This window comes from Streptomyces sp. NPDC042346, from assembly GCF_055581845.1.
Genome location: NZ_JBVJEH010000001.1, coordinates 511,995 through 531,361 on the forward strand (window position 1 = coordinate 511,995; position 19,367 = coordinate 531,361).

Consider the following 19,367-nt stretch of genomic DNA (forward strand, 5'->3'; position numbering starts at 1 on the left):
CGTACACGAGGCCGTCCCCACCAGGGGGCGGCCTCGTGTCGTTTCTCCGCAGCATCCGCAGCATTGGCACCATCGGCAATACATCCAGGAGGTATCGAGTCCATGGCGCTCGACCAGTCCTTCGTGGGCCGGACCTATCCGCCCACCCCGCCCTACGAGGTCGGCCGCGAGAAGATCCGCGAGTTCGCCGAGGCGATCGGTGACGCCAATCCCGCGTACACCGACACCGAGGCGGCCAAGGCGCTCGGGCACTCCGATGTGATCGCCCCGCCGACTTTCGTGTTCGCCATCACCTTCAAGGCCGCCGGCGCCGTCATCGAGGACCCGCAGCTCGGCCTCGACTACAGCCGCGTGGTCCACGGCGACCAGAAGTTCGCCTACACCCGGCCCGTACGCGCCGGGGACCGGCTCTCGGTCACCTCCACCATCGAGGCGATCAAGTCCCTCGCCGGCAACGACATCCTGGACATCCGCGGCGAGGTCCACGACGCCTCCGGCGAGCACGTCGTGACCGCCTGGACGAAGCTCGTCTCCCGCGCACCCGAGGGGGCCTGACCATGACCGCCAAGATCGCCTACGACGAGGTCGAGGTCGGCACCGAGCTGCCCGCCCAGAGCTTCCCCGTGACCCGCGCCACACTCGTGCGGTACGCGGGCGCCTCCGGGGACTTCAACCCCATCCACTGGAACGAGAAGTTCGCGGTGGAGGTCGGCCTCCCGGACGTCATCGCCCACGGCATGTTCACCATGGCCGAGGCGATCCGCGTCGTCACCGACTGGACCGGCGACCCCGCCGCCGTCGTCGAGTACGGCGTCCGCTTCACCAAGCCGGTCATCGTCCCCAACGACGACCAGGGCGCCCTCGTCGAGGTCAGCGCCAAGGTCGCCGCGAAGCTGGACGACCGGAAGGTGCGGGTCGACCTCACCGCGACGAGCGCGGGCCAGAAGGTCCTCGGCATGTCGCGCGCCGTCGTCGAGCTCGCCTGACGGTACGAGCGTCACGGGCCCGTCGCGGAAGCGGCGGGCCCGTACCCTTGAGCCCGTGCAGCCACTCCACGACGCCCCCCTCGCGCCCCTGACCACCTTCCGGCTCGGCGGACCCGCCACCCGGCTCGTCACCGCCACCACCGACGACGAGGTGGTCGCGGCCGTCCGCGAGGCCGACGACGCGGGCACCCCGCTGCTGATCATCGGCGGCGGCTCCAACCTCGTCATCGGGGACAAGGGCTTCGACGGCACCGCGCTGCGCATCGCCACCACCGGCTTCGCCCTGGAGGGCACGCGCCTGGAGCTCGCCGCGGGCGAGGTCTGGACGGACGCCGTGGCACGGACCGTCGAGGCCGGGCTCGCCGGGATCGAGTGCCTGGCCGGCATCCCCGGCTCGGCCGGCGCGACCCCGATCCAGAACGTCGGCGCGTACGGGCAGGACGTCTCCGCGACCGTCACCGAGGTCGTCGCCTACGACCGGCGCGCCGAGGAGACCGTCACCCTCACGAACGCCGAGTGCGCCTTCTCGTACCGGCACAGCCTCTTCAAGGACGAGCCCGAGCGGTACGTGGTGCTGCGGGTCCGCTTCGACCTGGAGGACGCGGAGGGTCTTTCGGCGCCGATCAAGTACGCCGAGACCGCCCGCGCCCTCGGCGTGGAGGCGGGGGACCGGGTGCCGCTCGGCCAGGCCCGCGAGACCGTGCTGCGGCTCCGCGCCGGCAAGGGCATGGTCCTGGACCCGGCCGACCACGACACCTGGTCCGCGGGCTCCTTCTTCACCAACCCGATCCTCACGGCGGGGGAGTACGAGACCTTCCTCACGCGCGTGGCCGGACGGCTCGGCCCCGACGTCGCCCCGCCGGCCTTCCCCGCGGGCGAGGACGGCGCCGTGAAGACCTCCGCGGCCTGGCTGATCGACCGGGCCGGGTTCACCAAGGGGTACGGCACCGGGCCCGCCCGGATCTCCACCAAGCACACCCTCGCCCTCACCAACCGCGGCGAGGCGACCACCGAGGACCTCCTCGCCCTCGCCCGCGAGGTCGTCGCCGGCGTGCGGGACGCCTTCGGGATCACCCTCGTCAACGAGCCCGTCACCGTGGGCGTGGAGCTCTAGCACGCTTCGTACGTCTCGTACGCCTAGTACGCGACGCCCACGCCCTGCTTGACCGTCGCCGGGGCGTCGATCATCGCCAGCATCGCGTGGGCCACGTCCGCGCGGGCCAGCGTGCGGCCCCGGGGCGGATTGCCGCCGACGACCGTGCGGTACCGGCCGGTGAGCGGCTTGTCCGTCAGCTTCGGCGGGCGGACCGAGGTCCAGTCCGTGGCGCTCGCCGCCAGCGCGGACTCCATCACCCGCAGATCGGCGTAGACGTCCTTCAGGACGCTGCTGATCACCGCGAGGACGACCTTGTCGAGCAGCCCGTCGCCCGCCGCGGCGGGGCCCACCGGGGCCGCGCTGACCACCAGGAGCCGCCGGACCCGCTCCGCCTCCATCGCCGTGAGCACCGAGCCGGTCAGCCGGGCCGCGACACCCGTGGCCGCGTCCGCGCGACCGCGGGCCCCGAGACCCGAGAGCACGGCGTCCCGGCCGGTGACGGCCGCGCGCAGGGCCTCCGGGTCGGTGAGGTCGGCCCGGTGGACCACGAGCCGCTCCCCGGTGACGGTCAGCCGCGCGGGGTCCCGCACCACCGCCGTCACCTCGTGGCCCGAGGCCAGCGCCTGGCGGACGAGCTCCCGGCCGATGCCGCCGGTCGCACCGAAGACTGTGAGCCTCATGTCGCACCCTCCCAGGGTGGGTAAGTGTTCACTCACCCCCAGGGTGGGTGGATACTCACTCACGCGTCAAGCGTGGCTGGAGGATGCATGGAACGGAAACCGACCCGCGTACGGATCGTCGACGCCGCGCGCGACCTCATGGGGACGGCGGGGCTCGCCCGCACCACGACCAAGGAGATCGCCAAGGCGGCCGGCTGCTCGGAGGCGGCGCTCTACAAGTACTTCACGAGCAAGGAAGAGCTCTTCCTGACCGTCCTCGACGAACGGCTGCCCCGGCTCGGCGGGCTGCTCGGCGCCCTCGCCGCCGACCCCGGCAGCCGGACCGTCGAGGAGAACCTCACCGACATCGCCCGGCAGGCCGCCCTCTTCTACGAGGAGAGCTTCCCGATGGCCGCCTCGCTCTACGCCGAGCCGCAGCTCAAGGCCCGCCACGAGGAGGGCATGCGCCGGCTCGGCGCCGGCCCGCACAAGCCCGTCGAGGGGCTCACCGCCTACCTCCGCACCGAGCAGCGCCTCGGCCGCGTCGCCGCCGACGCCGACCCGCGGGCGGCCGCCGCGCTCCTCCTCGGCGCCTGCGTCCAGCGGGCCTTCGCGTACGAGATGACGGAGGACGGCCCCGGGCCGCTCGACGACTTCGCCCGCACGATCGCCCGCACGCTGATGCGCGGGATCGGCTGACGGACCGGCCGAGGGATACGGAGGGGGATACGGAGAGGGATACGGAGCGGGATCAGCCGGCGATCCAGTCGTCGATCCCCGCGAGCAGCTTCGCCCGGACGCCCTCCGGGGCCGCCGAGCCCCGCACCGACTGACGGGCCAGCTCCGCCAGCTCCTCGTCCGTGAACCCGTGGTACCGGCGGGCGATCTCGTACTGCGCCGCGAGCCGCGAGCCGAAGAGCAGCGGGTCGTCCGCGCCGAGCGCCATCGGGACGCCCGCCTCGAAGAGCGTCCGCAGCGGTACGTCCTCGTGCCGCTCGTACACCCCGAGGGCCACGTTCGACGCGGGGCAGACCTCGCAGGTCACCCCGCGCTCCGCCAGCTTCCGCAGCAGCCGGGGGTCCTCCGCGGCCCGCACGCCGTGGCCGACGCGCGAGGCCCGCAGGTCGTCCAGGCAGTCCCGTACGGAGGCGGGGCCGGTCAGCTCACCGCCGTGCGGGGCCGCGAGGAGACCGCCGTCGCGGGCGATCGAGAACGCCCGGTCGAAGTCGCGCGCCAGGCCCCGCCGCTCGTCGTTGGAGAGCCCGAAGCCGACCACGCCCCGGTCCGCGTACCGCACCGCGAGCCGCGCGAGCGTCCGCGCCTCCAGGGGGTGCTTCATCCGGTTCGCGGCGACGAGCACCCGCATGCCGAGTCCGGTCTCCCGGGCGGCCGCGTCGACCGCGTCGAGGATGATCTCCATGGCCGCGATGAGCCCGCCCAGCAGCGGGGCGTACGAGGTGGGGTCGACCTGGATCTCCAGCCACCCCGAGCCGTCCCTGACGTCCTCCTCGGCCGCCTCTCGGACGAGCCGCCGGATGTCGTCGGGCTCGCGCAGGCAGGAGCGCGCGATGTCGTACAGACGTTGGAAGCGGAACCAGCCGCGCTCGTCGGTCGCCCGCAGTTTGGGGGGCGTACCGCTGCTCAGCGCCTCGGGAAGATGGACGCCGTACTTGTCGGCCAGCTCGATGAGCGTCGTGGGCCGCATCGAACCGGTGAAGTGCAGGTGCAGATGGGCCTTGGGCAGCAGGGTGATGTCGCGTGAAACGTGCTCCATCGACTGATACTGCCGCACCCGAATGGACGAAGGCACCCCGTTTCCCCGATCGGGACCTTGCTAGAACGTAAAAACGGGCCCCGGTTCCGAAGAACCGGGGCCCGTCAGGTCACGCGAGGGGATCAGGCGGTCGCCTCGGCGAGCAGCTTCTGGATCCGGGACACGCCCTCGACCAGGTCCTCGTCGCCGAGCGCGTACGACAGGCGCAGGTAGCCCGGCGTGCCGAAGGCCTCGCCCGGGACGACCGCGACCTCGGCCTCGTCGAGGATCAGGGCCGCGAGCTCGACCGAGGTCTCCGGGCGCTTGCCGCGGATCTCCTTGCCGAGCAGACCCTTCACCGAGGGGTACGCGTAGAACGCGCCCTCCGGCGTCGGGCAGTACACGCCCTCGATCTCGTTCAGCATCCGCACGATCGTCTGGCGGCGACGGTCGAAGGCGGTGCGCATCTCCGCGACCGCGTCCAGGTTGCCCGAGACGGCGGCGAGGGCGGCGATCTGCGCCACGTTGCTCACGTTGGACGTGGCGTGCGACTGGAGGTTCGTCGCGGCCTTGACGACGTCCTTCGGGCCCACGATCCACCCGACGCGCCAGCCCGTCATGGCGTACGTCTTCGCGACGCCGTTGACCACGATGCACTTGTCGCGCAGCTCGGGCACGATCGCCGGCAGCGAGGTGAACTTCGCGTCGCCGTAGACCAGGTGCTCGTAGATCTCGTCCGTCAGGACCCACAGGCCGTGCTCGACGGCCCAGCGGCCGATCGCCTCGGCGTCGGCCTCGGGGTACACCGCACCGGTCGGGTTGGACGGCGACACGAAGAGGACGACCTTGGTCCTCTCCGTGCGCGCGGCCTCCAGCTGCTCCACCGAGACCCGGTAGCCGGTGGTCTCGTCGGCCACGACCTCCACCGGGACACCGCCGGCGAGACGGATCGACTCGGGGTACGTCGTCCAGTACGGCGCCGGGACGATGACCTCGTCGCCCGGGTCGAGGATCGCGGCGAACGCCTCGTAGATGGCCTGCTTGCCGCCGTTGGTCACGAGGACCTGGGAGGCGTCGACCTCGTAGCCCGAGTCGCGCAGCGTCTTGGCGGCGATCGCGGCCTTCAGCTCGGGCAGACCGCCGGCCGGCGTGTAGCGGTGGAACTTCGGGTTCCTGCAAGCCTCGACGGCCGCCTCGACGATGTAGTCGGGGGTCGGGAAGTCGGGCTCACCGGCACCGAAGCCGATCACCGGGCGCCCGGCGGCCTTGAGGGCCTTGGCCTTGGCGTCGACGGCGAGGGTGGCGGACTCGGAGATCGCACCGATGCGGGCGGAGACCCGACGCTCGGTGGGAGGGGTAGCAGCGCTCATACGGCCCATCGTCCCAGACCGCATCCGGGCCCGGCACACAGGTTTCACGGACCGGACAGGAACGGTCATTACCGGTCGTACGCCCGTCCGACGGCAGGTCGGCGTGGTTTCTGTTCGACGCGGACCCCCATCACCACGTATGCTCACTCCTCGTTGGCCCGCACCGACCACATCTCACGATGCGGTACGTTGAGGGACACCAACAAAGGGTCGTAGCTCAATTGGTAGAGCACCGGTCTCCAAAACCGGCGGTTGGGGGTTCAAGTCCCTCCGGCCCTGCTACACACACCGCCAGGTGTTGTGCGCATGTACGTACTTCATTGCACCGCCGTGCGGCTCCATCCCGGGCGCGGCACGGCCGACCCGGAATCAGGTGAGAGATCGTGACGGACGCCGTAGGCTCCATCGACATGCCTGATGCCGACGACGAGGCCTCTGAGTCCAAGAAGAAGGCCCGCAAGGGCGGCAAGCGCGGCAAGAAGGGCCCCCTGGGCCGTCTCGCGCTCTTCTACCGCCAGATCGTCGCGGAACTCCGCAAGGTCGTCTGGCCCACTCGTAGCCAGCTGACGTCGTACACCACTGTGGTGATTATCTTCGTCGTCATCATGATCGGCCTTGTCACCGTGATTGACTATGGCTTCCAGGAAGCAGTCAAGTACGTCTTCGGCTGACTTTTTGTTCCACCCCATCTGTATCGCAGGAAGAAGCAGCCACCGTGTCTGACGCGAACCTGAACGACGCCTTCGAGTCCGAGTCCGTCGAGGACGAGCTGGACATCATCGAGGCCGCCGACGAGGACCAGGCAGACGCTGCTGACGACGCCGCCGGCGACGCCGCCGAGGAAGCCGCTCTCCACGTCGAGGACGAGGACGAGGCGGAAGCCGACGAGACCGAGGAGTCCGACGAGGACGCCGAGGACGAGGTCGAGGTCGAGGAAGACGAGTCGGACGAGTCCGAGGACTCCGACGACGAAGAGTCCGTCGAGGCCGAGGACGCCGAGGACGAGACCGAGGAGGAGGCCGAGCCGGCCGCCCCGGTCGACCCGGTCGCCGCGCTTCGCGAGGAGCTCCGCACCCTTCCCGGCGAGTGGTACGTCATCCACACCTACGCGGGCTACGAGAAGCGCGTGAAGGCCAACCTGGAACAGCGTGCCGTCTCGCTCAACGTCGAGGACTTCATCTACCAGGCCGAGGTCCCCGAGGAAGAGATCGTCCAGATCAAGGGCGGCGAGCGGAAGAACGTCAAGCAGAACAAGCTTCCCGGCTACGTTCTCGTCCGCATGGACCTGACGAACGAGTCCTGGGGCGTCGTCCGCAACACCCCCGGCGTCACCGGCTTCGTGGGCAACGCCTACGACCCGTACCCGCTGACCCTGGACGAGATCGTCAAGATGCTCGCCCCGGAGGCCGAGGAGAAGGCCGCCCGCGAGGCCGCCGAGGCCGAGGGCAAGCCCGCTCCCGCCCGCAAGCTGGAGGTCCAGGTTCTGGACTTCGAGGTCGGCGACTCGGTCACGGTCACGGACGGTCCCTTCGCGACGCTCCAGGCCACGATCAACGAGATCAACCCGGACTCGAAGAAGGTCAAGGGACTCGTCGAGATCTTCGGTCGCGAGACCCCGGTCGAGCTCAGCTTCGACCAGATCCAGAAGAACTGATCTCACCGTCTTCCGACCAGGTCAGAGTGGCTCTCACAGCCGCTCTGACCTGGTCGGTTTTTAGCCGCGCGTCTATACCCGTTATCGTTGTGCGGTATGCCTGCATCCGGATGACCGGAAGGCGGGCTGAACACTCTCACTAGGACCCGGAGAGAGCAATGCCTCCCAAGAAGAAGAAGGTCACGGGGCTTATCAAGCTCCAGATCAACGCCGGTGCGGCGAACCCGGCCCCGCCGGTCGGCCCCGCGCTCGGTCAGCACGGCGTCAACATCATGGAGTTCTGCAAGGCCTACAACGCCGCGACCGAGTCGCAGCGTGGCATGGTCGTGCCGGTGGAGATCACGGTCTACGACGACCGCTCCTTCACCTTCATCACCAAGACTCCGCCGGCCGCCAAGCTGATCCTCAAGGCCGCTGGTGTGGACAAGGGCTCCGGCGAGCCGCACAAGACCAAGGTCGCCAAGCTCACGGCCGCCCAGGTCCGCGAGATCGCCACGGTCAAGCTCCCCGACCTGAACGCCAACGACCTGGACGCCGCGTCCAAGATCATCGCTGGCACCGCCCGCTCCATGGGCATCACGGTCGAGGGCTGATCACCCCCCTCGTGACCTAGTGGTAGGGCCCGCGCCGGCCCGCACCACGACTCCACACCTGAACCAACAGGAGAAGAAGTGAAGCGCAGCAAGGCTCTCCGCGCCGCGGACGCCAAGATCGACCGGGAGCGCAACTACGCCCCCCTCGAGGCCGTCCGTCTCGCCAAGGACACCGCCGCCACCAAGTTCGACGGAACCGTCGAGGTCGCCTTCCGCCTGGGCGTCGACCCGCGCAAGGCCGACCAGATGGTCCGCGGCACCGTGAACCTCCCGCACGGCACCGGCAAGACCGCCCGGGTCCTGGTCTTCGCGACCGGTGACCGTGCCGAGGCCGCGATCGCCGCCGGCGCCGACATCGTCGGCTCCGACGAGCTCATCGACGAGATCTCCAAGGGCAACCGCCTGAACGAGTTCGACGCCGTTGTGGCCACCCCGGACCTCATGGGCAAGGTCGGCCGCCTCGGCCGCGTCCTCGGCCCGCGTGGTCTCATGCCGAACCCCAAGGTCGGCACCGTCACCCCCGATGTCGCGAAGGCTGTCAACGACATCAAGGGCGGCAAGATCGAGTTCCGCGTCGACAAGCACTCGAACCTGCACTTCATCATCGGCAAGGTCTCCTTCGACGAGACGAAGCTGGTCGAGAACTACGCCGCGGCCCTGGACGAGATCCTTCGTCTGAAGCCGTCCGCCGCCAAGGGCCGCTACATCAAGAAGGCGACCCTGACGACGACGATGGGCCCCGGCATCCCGCTGGACTCCAACCGCACCCGTAACCTCCTCGTCGAGGAGGACCCGGCCGCTGTCTAGCCGGGCCGAACCTCACACGGTTCACTGAGTGCTCAACAGGCCCCCGCCTCTCCTCGGAGAGGCGGGGGCCTGTTCTTTGTTACGGTTCAAGGGACCGTAAAGAATCACCAAGGGGTGGGGAACGCTCATGAACATGTCCGCATGGAAGCGCGCGGGCGTCGCCCTGACGGCCACGGCCGCCGTCGTGGCCGTCGCGGGGTGTCAGGACGGCGGGGACGCCAAGGCGGGCGCCGAGGTGCAGAGCCGCGGGGACGTCACCAAGGTCATCCAGGCCGCGTACGAGAAGACCTCGGCCGCCAAGGCCGCCAAGATCAAGATGACGATGAGCATGACCGGCGCCGGCGCGGACTCGGGCACCGCCGAGATGACCGGCGTCCAGGGCTGGGACCCCGCGGTCATGGACATCACCATGAAGGGCTCCATGCTGAGCGCCGCCGGCGCCGGTGCCGGTGCCGGCGGTGACGCACCCGAGCAGGTCCGCATGGTCATGCTCGACAACGTCATGTACATGGACATGGGTGCGAAGCAGGCCGCCGAGATGGACGGCAAGCGCTGGATGAAGCTGGACCTGACGGCCGCCGCGGAGGCCTCCGGCGACAAGGCCCTCCAGAAGCAGATGACCGGCGGCCTGGAGAGCATGAACCAGGACCCGGCCCAGCAGCTCGCCCTGCTCCTCGACTCGCCGAACCTCAAGCACGTCGGCGCCGAGAAGATCAACGGCATGGAGACGCAGCACTACAAGGGGACGCTCACGGTCGAGCAGATGCTCAAGGCCGGCGACTCCTCGAAGCTGCTCCCCAAGGAGGACTACGACAAGCTCCTCGCCGGCGTGAAGAAGTCGGGCCTCAAGGGCTACGACACCGAGGTCTGGGTCAACGAGGACGGCTACCCGGCGCGCATGGACATCGGCATGACCATGGCCGAGGGCTCGATGCAGATGCGGGCGGACTACAGCGACTACGGCACCAAGGCCGCCGTCCAGGCCCCGCCGGCCAAGGACACCCTGGACCTCTTCCAGATGCTGAAGGAGCTCGGCGAGGGCCTCAAGCAGGGCTGATTTGCCCGAACCGCGCCCCGTCACGTACGCTTCCACAGAAGCCAAAGACCGCTGGTCGTCGCTGCTCCCACTCGGGTGCGGTGGCCGAAGGATTCGCTGAGATGCGAACGACCCGCGCAGGTGACTGTGGATGAGTTCCCGAATCCTTGTGATGCGGTCGAGCTAAGCCCTGGCGCCTGCGCCGGGGCGTTTTGTTTTGTTAGCCCCTTCCGCGCGGTCCCATCACCCGGAAGGAGGCCGCGCTCATGGCAAGGCCCGACAAGGCTGCCGCGGTAGCCGAGCTCAAGGACAAGTTCCAGAGCTCGAGCGCCGTCGTGCTGACCGAGTACCGGGGTCTCACCGTCGCGCAGCTCAAGACGCTGCGTCGTTCGCTCGGTGAGAACGCCCAGTACGCCGTGGTGAAGAACACGCTGACCAAGATTGCGGCCAACGAGGCCGGGATCACCTCGCTCGACGACCAGTTCACCGGTCCGACGGGCGCTGCCTTCATCACCGGTGACCCGGTGGAGTCGGCGAAGGGTCTTCGTGACTTCGCCAAGGAGAACCCGAACCTCATCATCAAGGGCGGTGTCCTTGACGGTAAGGCGCTGACCGCCGATGAGATCAAGAAGCTTGCGGACCTCGAGTCCCGCGAGGTTCTGCTCAGCAAGCTGGCCGGCGCGTTCAAGGGCAAGCAGTCTCAGGCTGCCTCGCTCTTCCAGGCGCTGCCGTCGAAGTTCGTCCGCACTGCGGAGGCGCTTCGCGTCAAGCTCGCCGAGCAGGGCGGTGCCGAGTAATTCGGCTCGCGCATTGATCCACGCCGCCTAGTGCGTGGGTCGCAGCGGGCCGTTACGCCCGCCTCTCTATACATCCGGCACCTGCCGAATTAGTGGAAGGATCGCCCATCATGGCGAAGCTCACCCAGGACGAACTTCTCGCCCAGTTCGAGGAGCTCACCCTCATCGAGCTCTCCGAGTTCGTTAAGGCGTTCGAGGAGAAGTTCGACGTCACCGCCGCCGCGGCCGTCGCCGTTGCCGGCCCGGGTGCCCCGGTTGCCGCCGAGGCCGCTGAGGAGCAGGACGAGTTCGACGTCGTCCTCGAGGGCGCCGGCGACAAGAAGATCCAGGTCATCAAGGTCGTGCGCGAGCTCACCTCCCTGGGCCTCAAGGAGGCCAAGGACCTCGTCGACGGCACCCCGAAGGCCGTCCTCGAGAAGGTCGCGAAGGACGTCGCCGAGAAGGCTGCCGAGTCCCTCAAGGCCGCCGGCGCCTCCGTCACGGTCAAGTAAGACCGTTTCGAGTCGCTGAAGCTGACTCCTGCCCTCGTGTAACGCGAGGGCATCGAAAGGCGATCACCCTTCTGGGTGGTCGCCTTTCGGCGTTCCCCGGGAAGGGCGTGGCGGGGCCCCCGAGGGCCGCCGGAGGCGGAGTATGGTGATCTTCGCCGTGCGCCCCGCAGACCGGGGGGCCTTGACGAACCGCACGCAGCGCGCAATTCTCAGGACGCGTCGTCACAACGATCCGTATCCGAGGCATGGATCGACGACTGAACGGGCAGTATCGAGGTGCGCCGCACGGCGCGAGGTACCGCGGAGTTGAGAGCAACGAGGGTCGCGAATTATTCGCCCTGGACATCAGTGAGCCAAGTGGCTACACTGACCCTTTGCGCTGCCTGTTAGCTGCCCCCTGCCCGTCACCAGGGGCATACCTTCGCATCCGCTTCGTGGACCGACCCCGTCTGAACTGGCCTTTCGGTCATCTCAGGAAAAGTCTGCCGCAAAGCATTGCTGGGGACCGGTACGCGCGTAGTGAGTCCGAGCCCTCGGAAGGACCCCCTCTTGGCCGCCTCGCGCAACGCCTCGACCAATACGAACAACGGCGCAAGCACCGCCCCGCTGCGCATCTCCTTTGCAAAGATCAGGGAGCCCCTCGAGGTTCCGAACCTCCTCGCGCTGCAGACCGAGAGCTTTGACTGGCTGCTCGGCAATGCCGCCTGGAAGGCTCGCGTCGAGGCTGCCCTTGAGTCGGGACAGGACGTCCCCACGAAGTCCGGCCTGGAAGAGATCTTCGAGGAGATCTCGCCGATCGAGGACTTCTCCGGGTCGATGTCGCTGACCTTCCGCGACCACCGCTTCGAGCCGCCGAAGAACTCGATCGACGAGTGCAAGGACCGTGACTTCACGTACGGTGCCCCGCTCTTCGTCACCGCCGAGTTCACCAACAACGAGACCGGCGAGATCAAGTCCCAGACGGTCTTCATGGGCGACTTCCCGCTCATGACCAACAAGGGCACCTTCGTCATCAACGGCACCGAGCGTGTCGTGGTGTCGCAGCTGGTCCGATCGCCGGGTGTCTACTTCGACTCCTCGATCGACAAGACGTCCGACAAGGACATCTTCTCCGCCAAGATCATCCCGTCCCGGGGTGCCTGGCTGGAGATGGAGATCGACAAGCGCGACCTGGTCGGTGTCCGCATCGACCGCAAGCGCAAGCAGTCGGTCACCGTTCTGCTGAAGGCTCTCGGCTGGACCACCGAGCAGATCCTGCAGGAGTTCGGCGAGTACGAGTCCATGCGCGCCACCCTGGAGAAGGACCACACCCAGGGCCAGGACGACGCGCTGCTCGACATCTACCGCAAGCTGCGTCCGGGCGAGCCGCCGACCCGTGAGGCCGCTCAGACGCTGCTCGAGAACCTCTACTTCAACCCGAAGCGCTACGACCTCGCGAAGGTCGGCCGCTACAAGGTGAACAAGAAGCTCGGCGCCGACGAGCCGCTGGACGCCGGCGTGCTCACCACCGACGACGTCATCGCCACGATCAAGTACCTGGTCAAGCTCCACGCGGGCGAGACCGAGACGGTCGGCGAGAACGGCAACGAGATCGTCGTCGAGACCGACGACATCGACCACTTCGGCAACCGTCGTCTGCGCAACGTCGGCGAGCTCATCCAGAACCAGGTCCGCACGGGTCTGGCTCGTATGGAGCGCGTCGTCCGCGAGCGGATGACCACGCAGGACGTCGAGGCGATCACGCCGCAGACCCTGATCAACATTCGCCCGGTCGTGGCGTCGATCAAGGAATTCTTCGGCACCTCGCAGCTGTCGCAGTTCATGGACCAGAACAACCCGCTGTCGGGTCTGACGCACAAGCGTCGTCTCTCGGCGCTGGGCCCTGGTGGTCTGTCCCGTGAGCGGGCCGGCTTCGAGGTCCGAGACGTGCACCCGTCCCACTACGGACGCATGTGCCCGATCGAGACCCCCGAAGGCCCGAACATCGGTCTGATCGGTTCGCTCGCCTCGTACGGCCGCGTCAACGCGTTCGGCTTCATCGAGACGCCGTACCGCAAGGTCATCGACGGCCAGGTCACCGACGAGGTCGACTACGTCACCGCCGACGAGGAGGACCGCTTCGTCATCGCGCAGGCCAACGCCGCGCTCAACGACGACATGCGGCTCACCGAGAACCGCGTCCTGGTGCGTAAGCGTGGCGGCGAGGTCGACTACGTCCTGCCGGCCGAGGTCGACTACATGGACGTCTCGCCGCGCCAGATGGTGTCGGTCGCGACCGCCATGATCCCGTTCCTCGAGCACGACGACGCCAACCGTGCCCTCATGGGCGCGAACATGATGCGTCAGGCGGTGCCGCTGATCAAGTCGGAGGCCCCGCTCGTCGGCACCGGCATGGAGTACCGCTGCGCCACCGACGCCGGCGACGTGCTCAAGGCCGAGAAGGACGGTGTCGTCCAGGAGCTGTCGGCCGACTACGTCACGGTCGCCAACGACGACGGCACGTACATCACGTACCGCCTGCACAAGTTCTCGCGCTCGAACCAGGGCACCTCGGTCAACCAGAAGGTCGTCGTCGACGAGGGCGACCGCGTGATCGAGGGCCAGGTCCTCGCCGACGGTCCCGCCACCGAAGACGGCGAGATGGCGCTCGGCAAGAACCTGCTCGTGGCGTTCATGCCGTGGGAGGGTCACAACTACGAGGACGCGATCATCCTGTCGCAGCGCCTCGTGCAGGACGACGTCCTCTCCTCGATCCACATCGAGGAGCACGAGGTCGACGCCCGTGACACCAAGCTCGGCCCGGAGGAGATCACCCGGGACATCCCGAACGTCTCCGAGGAGGTCCTCGCCGACCTCGACGAGCGCGGCATCATCCGTATCGGTGCCGAGGTCGTCGCCGGCGACATCCTCGTCGGCAAGGTCACGCCCAAGGGCGAGACCGAGCTGACGCCGGAGGAGCGCCTGCTCCGCGCGATCTTCGGTGAGAAGGCCCGTGAGGTCCGTGACACCTCGCTGAAGGTGCCCCACGGCGAGATCGGCAAGATCATCGGCGTCCGCGTCTTCGACCGCGAAGAGGGCGACGAGCTTCCCCCGGGCGTGAACCAGCTGGTCCGCGTCTACGTCGCCCAGAAGCGCAAGATCACCGACGGTGACAAGCTCGCCGGCCGTCACGGCAACAAGGGTGTCATCTCCAAGATCCTTCCGATCGAGGACATGCCCTTCCTTGAGGACGGCACGCCGGTCGACATCATCCTCAACCCGCTGGGTGTCCCGTCCCGAATGAACCCGGGACAGGTCCTGGAGATCCACCTCGGCTGGCTCGCCAGCCGCGGCTGGGACGTCTCCGGCCTGGCGGACGACTGGGCGCAGCGCCTGCAGGCCATCGGTGCCGACCAGGTCGCCCCGGGCACCAACGTCGCCACCCCCGTCTTCGACGGTGCGCGTGAGGACGAGCTCGCGGGTCTGCTGAACCACACCATCCCGAACCGCGACGGCGAGCGCATGGTGCAGCCGACCGGTAAGGCGAGGCTGTTCGACGGCCGCTCCGGCGAGCCGTTCCCGGACCCGATCTCCATCGGGTACATGTACATCCTCAAGCTCCACCACCTGGTCGACGACAAGCTGCACGCTCGGTCGACCGGTCCCTACTCGATGATCACCCAGCAGCCGCTGGGTGGTAAGGCCCAGTTCGGTGGCCAGCGCTTCGGTGAGATGGAGGTGTGGGCGCTTGAGGCTTATGGCGCCGCGTACGCCCTCCAGGAGCTGCTGACGATCAAGTCCGACGACGTGACCGGCCGCGTGAAGGTCTACGAGGCCATCGTCAAGGGCGAGAACATCCCTGAGCCCGGCATCCCCGAGTCCTTCAAGGTGCTCATCAAGGAGATGCAGTCCCTGTGCCTCAACGTGGAGGTGCTCTCTTCGGACGGCATGTCCATCGAGATGCGCGACACCGACGAGGACGTCTTCCGCGCAGCGGAGGAGCTCGGTATCGACCTGTCCCGGCGCGAGCCGAGCAGCGTCGAAGAGGTCTGACGGGAGTCCGGACCGGGGGTTCAGCAATGAACCCCCGGCCGGCCCCAGGACCCCCGTTCCAGACCCCAAGACTTACAACCCTGAGAGGGATTGACGCATAGTGCTCGACGTCAACTTCTTCGACGAGCTCCGGATCGGTCTGGCTACCGCTGACGACATCCGTCAGTGGAGCCACGGCGAGGTCAAGAAGCCGGAGACCATCAACTACCGCACGCTCAAGCCCGAGAAGGACGGACTCTTCTGCGAGAAGATCTTCGGTCCGACCCGGGACTGGGAGTGCTACTGCGGCAAGTACAAGCGTGTCCGCTTCAAGGGCATCATCTGTGAGCGGTGTGGCGTCGAGGTCACCCGCGCCAAGGTGCGTCGTGAGCGGATGGGCCACATCGAGCTCGCCGCTCCCGTCACCCACATCTGGTACTTCAAGGGCGTCCCGTCGCGCCTCGGATACCTGCTCGACCTCGCCCCGAAGGACCTCGAGAAGGTCATCTACTTCGCGGCGTACATGATCACGTTCGTCGACGACGAGCGTCGTACGCGTGACCTGCCCTCGCTCGAGGCGCACGTCTCCGTCGAGCGTCAGCAGATCGAGAACCGTCGCGACTCCGACCTGGAGGCCCGCGCCAAGAAGCTCGAGAACGACCTGGCCGAGCTTGAGGCCGAGGGCGCGAAGGCCGACGTGCGCCGCAAGGTGCGCGAAGGTGCCGAGCGCGAGATGAAGCAGCTGCGCGACCGTGCGCAGCGCGAGATCGACCGTCTGGACGAGGTCTGGTCGCGCTTCAAGAACCTCAAGGTCCAGGACCTGGAGGGCGACGAGCTCCTCTACCGCGAGCTGCGTGACCGCTTCGGCACGTACTTCGACGGTTCGATGGGTGCGGCTGCCCTGCAGAAGCGCCTGGAGTCCTTCGACCTCGAGGAGGAGGCCGAGCGCCTCCGCGAGATCATCCGTACCGGCAAGGGCCAGAAGAAGACCCGTGCGCTCAAGCGCCTCAAGGTCGTCTCCGCGTTCCTGCAGACCGCGAACAGCCCCAAGGGCATGGTTCTCGACTGCGTGCCGGTCATCCCGCCGGACCTGCGTCCGATGGTGCAGCTGGACGGTGGCCGCTTCGCGACCTCCGACCTGAACGACCTGTACCGCCGCGTGATCAACCGCAACAACCGCCTCAAGCGTCTCCTTGACCTCGGTGCCCCCGAGATCATCGTGAACAACGAGAAGCGGATGCTGCAGGAGGCCGTCGACGCGCTGTTCGACAACGGCCGCCGTGGTCGCCCGGTCACCGGTCCGGGTAACCGCCCGCTGAAGTCCCTGAGCGACATGCTCAAGGGCAAGCAGGGTCGTTTCCGTCAGAACCTGCTCGGCAAGCGTGTGGACTACTCCGCGCGTTCCGTCATCGTCGTGGGTCCGCAGCTGAAGCTGCACCAGTGCGGTCTGCCGAAGGCCATGGCGCTGGAGCTCTTCAAGCCGTTCGTGATGAAGCGCCTGGTCGACCTGAACCACGCGCAGAACATCAAGAGCGCCAAGCGGATGGTCGAGCGCGGCCGCACGGTCGTGTACGACGTCCTCGAAGAGGTCATCGCCGAGCACCCGGTTCTGCTGAACCGTGCGCCCACGCTGCACCGCCTCGGCATCCAGGCCTTCGAGCCCCAGCTGGTCGAGGGCAAGGCCATCCAGATCCACCCGCTCGTCTGCACCGCGTTCAACGCGGACTTCGACGGTGACCAGATGGCCGTGCACCTGCCGCTCTCCGCGGAGGCGCAGGCCGAGGCCCGCATCCTGATGCTGTCCTCGAACAACATCCTGAAGCCGGCCGACGGCCGTCCGGTCACGATGCCGACCCAGGACATGGTCCTCGGTCTGTTCTTCCTGACCACCGACGGTGAGCTCCGTGACACCAAGGGCGAGGGCCGTGCGTTCGGTTCCACGGCCGAGGCGATCATGGCGTTCGACGCCGGCGAGCTGGCGCTGCAGTCCGAGATCGACATCCGCTTCCCCGTCGGCACGGTCGCTCCCCGCGGCTGGGTTCCCCCGGTCACGGAGGAGGGTGACGACTCCGTCGCCGCCGGTGAGTGGCAGCAGGGTGACTCGTTCCGTCTGCGGACGACCCTGGGTCGCGCGCTCTTCAACGAGCTGCTGCCCGAGGACTACCCGTTCGTCGACTACTCCGTCGGCAAGAAGCAGCTCTCCGAGATCGTCAACGACCTCGCCGAGCGTTACCCCAAGGTCATCGTGGCGGCGACGCTCGACAACCTGAAGGCGGCGGGCTTCTACTGGGCGACCCGTTCCGGTGTCACCGTGGCCATCTCCGACGTCGTCGTTCCCGAGGCGAAGAAGGAGATCGTCAAGGGCTACGAGGCGCAGGACGAGAAGGTCCAGAAGCAGTACGAGCGCGGCCTGATCACCAAGGAAGAGCGCACGCAGGAGCTCATCGCGATCTGGACCAAGGCGACCAACGAGGTTGCCGAGGCGATGAACGCGAACTTCCCCAAGACGAACCCCATCTTCATGATGGTTGACTCGGGTGCCCGAGGAAACATGATGCAGATGCGTCAGATCGCCGGTATGCGTGGTCTGGTGTCGAACGCCAAGAACGAGACGATCCCGCGTCCCATCAAGGCGTCGTTCCGTGAGGGCCTCACCGTCCTCGAGTACTTCATCTCCACGCACGGTGCCCGTAAGGGTCTCGCCGACACCGCCCTGCGTACCGCCGACTCGGGTTACCTGACCCGTCGTCTGGTGGACGTCTCGCAGGACGTCATCATCCGCGAGGAGGACTGTGGCACCGAGCGCGGTCTGAAGCTGCGGATCGCGGCCAAGGACGAGACCGGTGTCCTGCGGAAGACGGACGACGTCGAGACCTCCGTGTACGCGCGGATGCTCGCCGAGGACGTCGTCGTCGACGGCAAGGTCATCGCGCCGGCCAACGTCGACCTGGGTGACGTGCTCATCGACGCCCTCGTCAACGCGGGCGTCGAGGAGGTCAAGACCCGTTCGGTCCTGACCTGTGAGTCCGCCGTCGGTACCTGTGCGTTCTGCTACGGCCGTTCGCTCGCCACCGGCAAGCTGGTCGACATCGGTGAGGCGGTCGGCATCATCGCCGCCCAGTCCATCGGTGAGCCCGGTACCCAGCTGACGATGCGTACCTTCCACACCGGTGGTGTGGCCGGTGACGACATCACCCAGGGTCTGCCCCGTGTCGTCGAGCTCTTCGAGGCTCGTCAGCCCAAGGGTGTCGCCCCGATCTCGGAGGCGGCCGGCCGCATCCGTATCGAGGAGACCGAGAAGACCAAGAAGATCGTCGTCACCCCGGACGACGGCACCGACGAGACGGCGTTCCCGATCTCGAAGCGTGCCCGTCTGCTCGTGGGCGAGGGCGACCACGTCGAGGTGGGCCAGAAGCTCACCGTGGGTGCCACCAACCCGCACGACGTGCTGCGCATCCTCGGTCAGCGTGCGGTCCAGATCCACCTGGTCGCCGAGGTCCAGAAGGTCTACAACTCGCAGGGCGTGTCGATCCACGACAAGCACATCGAGATCATCATCCGGCAGATGCTGCGCCGCGTGACGATCATCGAGTCCGGCGACGCGGAGCTGCTGCCGGGCGAGCTCGTCGAGCGCTCGAAGTTCGAGACCGAGAACCGTCGTGTGGTCACCGAGGGCGGTCACCCCGCCTCCGGCCGTCCGCAGCTGATGGGTATCACCAAGGCCTCGCTCGCCACCGAGTCGTGGCTGTCGGCGGCGTCCTTCCAGGAGACGACCCGGGTTCTGACCGATGCGGCGATCAACGCCAAGTCGGACTCCCTGGTCGGCCTCAAGGAGAACGTCATCATCGGTAAGCTCATCCCGGCCGGTACGGGCCTCGCCCGCTACCGCAACATCCGGGTCGAGCCGACCGAAGAGGCCAAGGCCGCGATGTACTCGGCCGTCGGCTACGACGACATCGACTACTCGCCGTTCGGCTCGGGCTCCGGCCAGGCCGTTCCGCTGGAGGACTACGACTACGGTCCGTACAACCAGTAAGTAGTGCGAACCGAAGGGCGGTCACCCCGATTGCGGGGTGGCCGCCCTTCGGCGTTTCCGGCCGGCTTCGTCGGCCGG

At 67.8% G+C, this 19,367-nt stretch carries 15 protein-coding genes, 1 tRNA gene and 1 pseudogene; 14 read left to right on the top strand and 3 right to left on the bottom strand.

Annotation, left to right across the window (positions count from 1 at the left end; genetic code table 11):
* Positions 1 to 102: 102 nt before the first annotated feature.
* From ACZ6K0_RS02485 to ACZ6K0_RS02495, 3 genes and pseudogenes are all read left to right on the top strand, one after another.
* Positions 103 to 555, top strand: coding sequence for a MaoC family dehydratase N-terminal domain-containing protein (locus ACZ6K0_RS02485; RefSeq protein ID WP_024755361.1), 453 nt, complete (start codon positions 103 to 105; stop codon positions 553 to 555).
* 2 nt (positions 556 to 557) lie between these two features.
* Positions 558 to 986 (top strand): MaoC family dehydratase, encoded by a 429-nt coding sequence (locus ACZ6K0_RS02490; protein WP_376408643.1) that lies wholly within the window; start codon positions 558 to 560, stop codon positions 984 to 986.
* A gap of 40 nt (positions 987 to 1,026) precedes the next feature.
* A pseudogene (locus tag ACZ6K0_RS02495) lies at positions 1,027 to 2,100 on the top strand (UDP-N-acetylmuramate dehydrogenase); the annotation flags it as partial.
* Positions 2,101 to 2,123: 23 nt separating this feature from the next.
* On the opposite strand, the gene ACZ6K0_RS02500 reads toward ACZ6K0_RS02495, so the two are convergent.
* Entirely contained in the window at positions 2,124 to 2,762 is a 639-nt protein-coding gene (locus ACZ6K0_RS02500) for an NAD(P)-dependent oxidoreductase (protein ID WP_469229367.1), read from the bottom strand.
* Between the two features lie 87 nt (positions 2,763 to 2,849).
* On the opposite strand from ACZ6K0_RS02500, the gene ACZ6K0_RS02505 reads away from it, so the two are divergent.
* Positions 2,850 to 3,440 carry a TetR/AcrR family transcriptional regulator gene (locus tag ACZ6K0_RS02505; protein WP_376408637.1) on the top strand — a complete coding sequence of 197 codons (591 nt, stop codon included), beginning with the start codon at positions 2,850 to 2,852 and terminating at the stop codon, positions 3,438 to 3,440.
* Positions 3,441 to 3,492: 52 nt separating this feature from the next.
* Here the strand turns inward: ACZ6K0_RS02505 and ACZ6K0_RS02510 are convergent, their stop codons facing one another.
* Both ACZ6K0_RS02510 and ACZ6K0_RS02515 read right to left on the bottom strand, forming a co-directional pair.
* Positions 3,493 to 4,515 (bottom strand): adenosine deaminase, encoded by a 1,023-nt coding sequence (locus ACZ6K0_RS02510; protein WP_469229370.1) that lies wholly within the window; start codon positions 4,513 to 4,515, stop codon positions 3,493 to 3,495.
* Between the two features lie 122 nt (positions 4,516 to 4,637).
* Positions 4,638 to 5,864, bottom strand: a complete 1,227-nt coding sequence (locus ACZ6K0_RS02515; protein WP_376408631.1) for a pyridoxal phosphate-dependent aminotransferase — start codon at positions 5,862 to 5,864, stop codon at positions 4,638 to 4,640.
* Positions 5,865 to 6,070: 206 nt separating this feature from the next.
* On the opposite strand from ACZ6K0_RS02515, the gene ACZ6K0_RS02520 reads away from it, so the two are divergent.
* From ACZ6K0_RS02520 to ACZ6K0_RS02565, 10 genes are all read left to right on the top strand, one after another.
* Positions 6,071 to 6,143, top strand: a tRNA-Trp gene (locus ACZ6K0_RS02520).
* Between the two features lie 104 nt (positions 6,144 to 6,247).
* Entirely contained in the window at positions 6,248 to 6,535 is a 288-nt protein-coding gene (secE, locus tag ACZ6K0_RS02525; protein ID WP_024755368.1) for a preprotein translocase subunit SecE, read from the top strand.
* Positions 6,536 to 6,579: 44 nt separating this feature from the next.
* Positions 6,580 to 7,518: a transcription termination/antitermination protein NusG gene (gene nusG / locus ACZ6K0_RS02530; RefSeq protein WP_376408628.1), complete on the top strand. Its 939-nt coding sequence runs from the start codon at positions 6,580 to 6,582 to the stop codon at positions 7,516 to 7,518.
* Between the two features lie 158 nt (positions 7,519 to 7,676).
* Complete coding sequence (gene rplK / locus ACZ6K0_RS02535) at positions 7,677 to 8,111, top strand: 50S ribosomal protein L11 (protein ID WP_315891551.1); 435 nt, start codon at positions 7,677 to 7,679, stop codon at positions 8,109 to 8,111.
* 78 nt (positions 8,112 to 8,189) lie between these two features.
* Positions 8,190 to 8,918: a 50S ribosomal protein L1 gene (rplA, locus tag ACZ6K0_RS02540; RefSeq protein ID WP_024755370.1), complete on the top strand. Its 729-nt coding sequence runs from the start codon at positions 8,190 to 8,192 to the stop codon at positions 8,916 to 8,918.
* Between the two features lie 127 nt (positions 8,919 to 9,045).
* Positions 9,046 to 9,975: an SCO4651 family lipoprotein gene (locus ACZ6K0_RS02545; protein ID WP_376408624.1), complete on the top strand. Its 930-nt coding sequence runs from the start codon at positions 9,046 to 9,048 to the stop codon at positions 9,973 to 9,975.
* A 245-nt stretch (positions 9,976 to 10,220) separates the two neighbouring features.
* The gene (rplJ, locus tag ACZ6K0_RS02550; protein WP_024755372.1) at positions 10,221 to 10,751 is read left to right on the top strand and encodes a 50S ribosomal protein L10; all 531 of its coding nucleotides are present in this window, start codon (positions 10,221 to 10,223) and stop codon (positions 10,749 to 10,751) included.
* Between the two features lie 110 nt (positions 10,752 to 10,861).
* Positions 10,862 to 11,242, top strand: coding sequence for a 50S ribosomal protein L7/L12 (rplL, locus tag ACZ6K0_RS02555; protein ID WP_376408621.1), 381 nt, complete (start codon positions 10,862 to 10,864; stop codon positions 11,240 to 11,242).
* Between the two features lie 549 nt (positions 11,243 to 11,791).
* Positions 11,792 to 15,274, top strand: coding sequence for a DNA-directed RNA polymerase subunit beta (gene rpoB / locus ACZ6K0_RS02560; RefSeq protein WP_376408618.1), 3,483 nt, complete (start codon positions 11,792 to 11,794; stop codon positions 15,272 to 15,274).
* A gap of 100 nt (positions 15,275 to 15,374) precedes the next feature.
* Complete coding sequence (locus ACZ6K0_RS02565; protein WP_376408615.1) at positions 15,375 to 19,289, top strand: DNA-directed RNA polymerase subunit beta'; 3,915 nt, start codon at positions 15,375 to 15,377, stop codon at positions 19,287 to 19,289.
* Positions 19,290 to 19,367: the final 78 nt, after the last annotated feature.

Excerpts from the sequence above, each read along its gene's own strand:
- ACZ6K0_RS02545 (WP_376408624.1), top strand. The coding sequence starts at position 9,046 with ATGAACATGTCCGCATGGAAGCGCGCGGGCGTCGCCCTGACGGCCACG.
- ACZ6K0_RS02505 (WP_376408637.1), top strand. The coding sequence starts at position 2,850 with ATGGAACGGAAACCGACCCGCGTACGGATCGTCGACGCCGCGCGCGAC.
- ACZ6K0_RS02510 (WP_469229370.1), bottom strand. The coding sequence starts at position 4,515 with ATGGAGCACGTTTCACGCGACATCACCCTGCTGCCCAAGGCCCATCTG.
- rplJ (WP_024755372.1), top strand. The coding sequence starts at position 10,221 with ATGGCAAGGCCCGACAAGGCTGCCGCGGTAGCCGAGCTCAAGGACAAG.
- rplK (WP_315891551.1), top strand. The coding sequence starts at position 7,677 with ATGCCTCCCAAGAAGAAGAAGGTCACGGGGCTTATCAAGCTCCAGATC.
- ACZ6K0_RS02515 (WP_376408631.1), bottom strand. The coding sequence starts at position 5,864 with ATGAGCGCTGCTACCCCTCCCACCGAGCGTCGGGTCTCCGCCCGCATC.
- rplL (WP_376408621.1), top strand. The coding sequence starts at position 10,862 with ATGGCGAAGCTCACCCAGGACGAACTTCTCGCCCAGTTCGAGGAGCTC.
- ACZ6K0_RS02490 (WP_376408643.1), top strand. The coding sequence starts at position 558 with ATGACCGCCAAGATCGCCTACGACGAGGTCGAGGTCGGCACCGAGCTG.
- ACZ6K0_RS02500 (WP_469229367.1), bottom strand. The coding sequence starts at position 2,762 with ATGAGGCTCACAGTCTTCGGTGCGACCGGCGGCATCGGCCGGGAGCTC.
- ACZ6K0_RS02485 (WP_024755361.1), top strand. The coding sequence starts at position 103 with ATGGCGCTCGACCAGTCCTTCGTGGGCCGGACCTATCCGCCCACCCCG.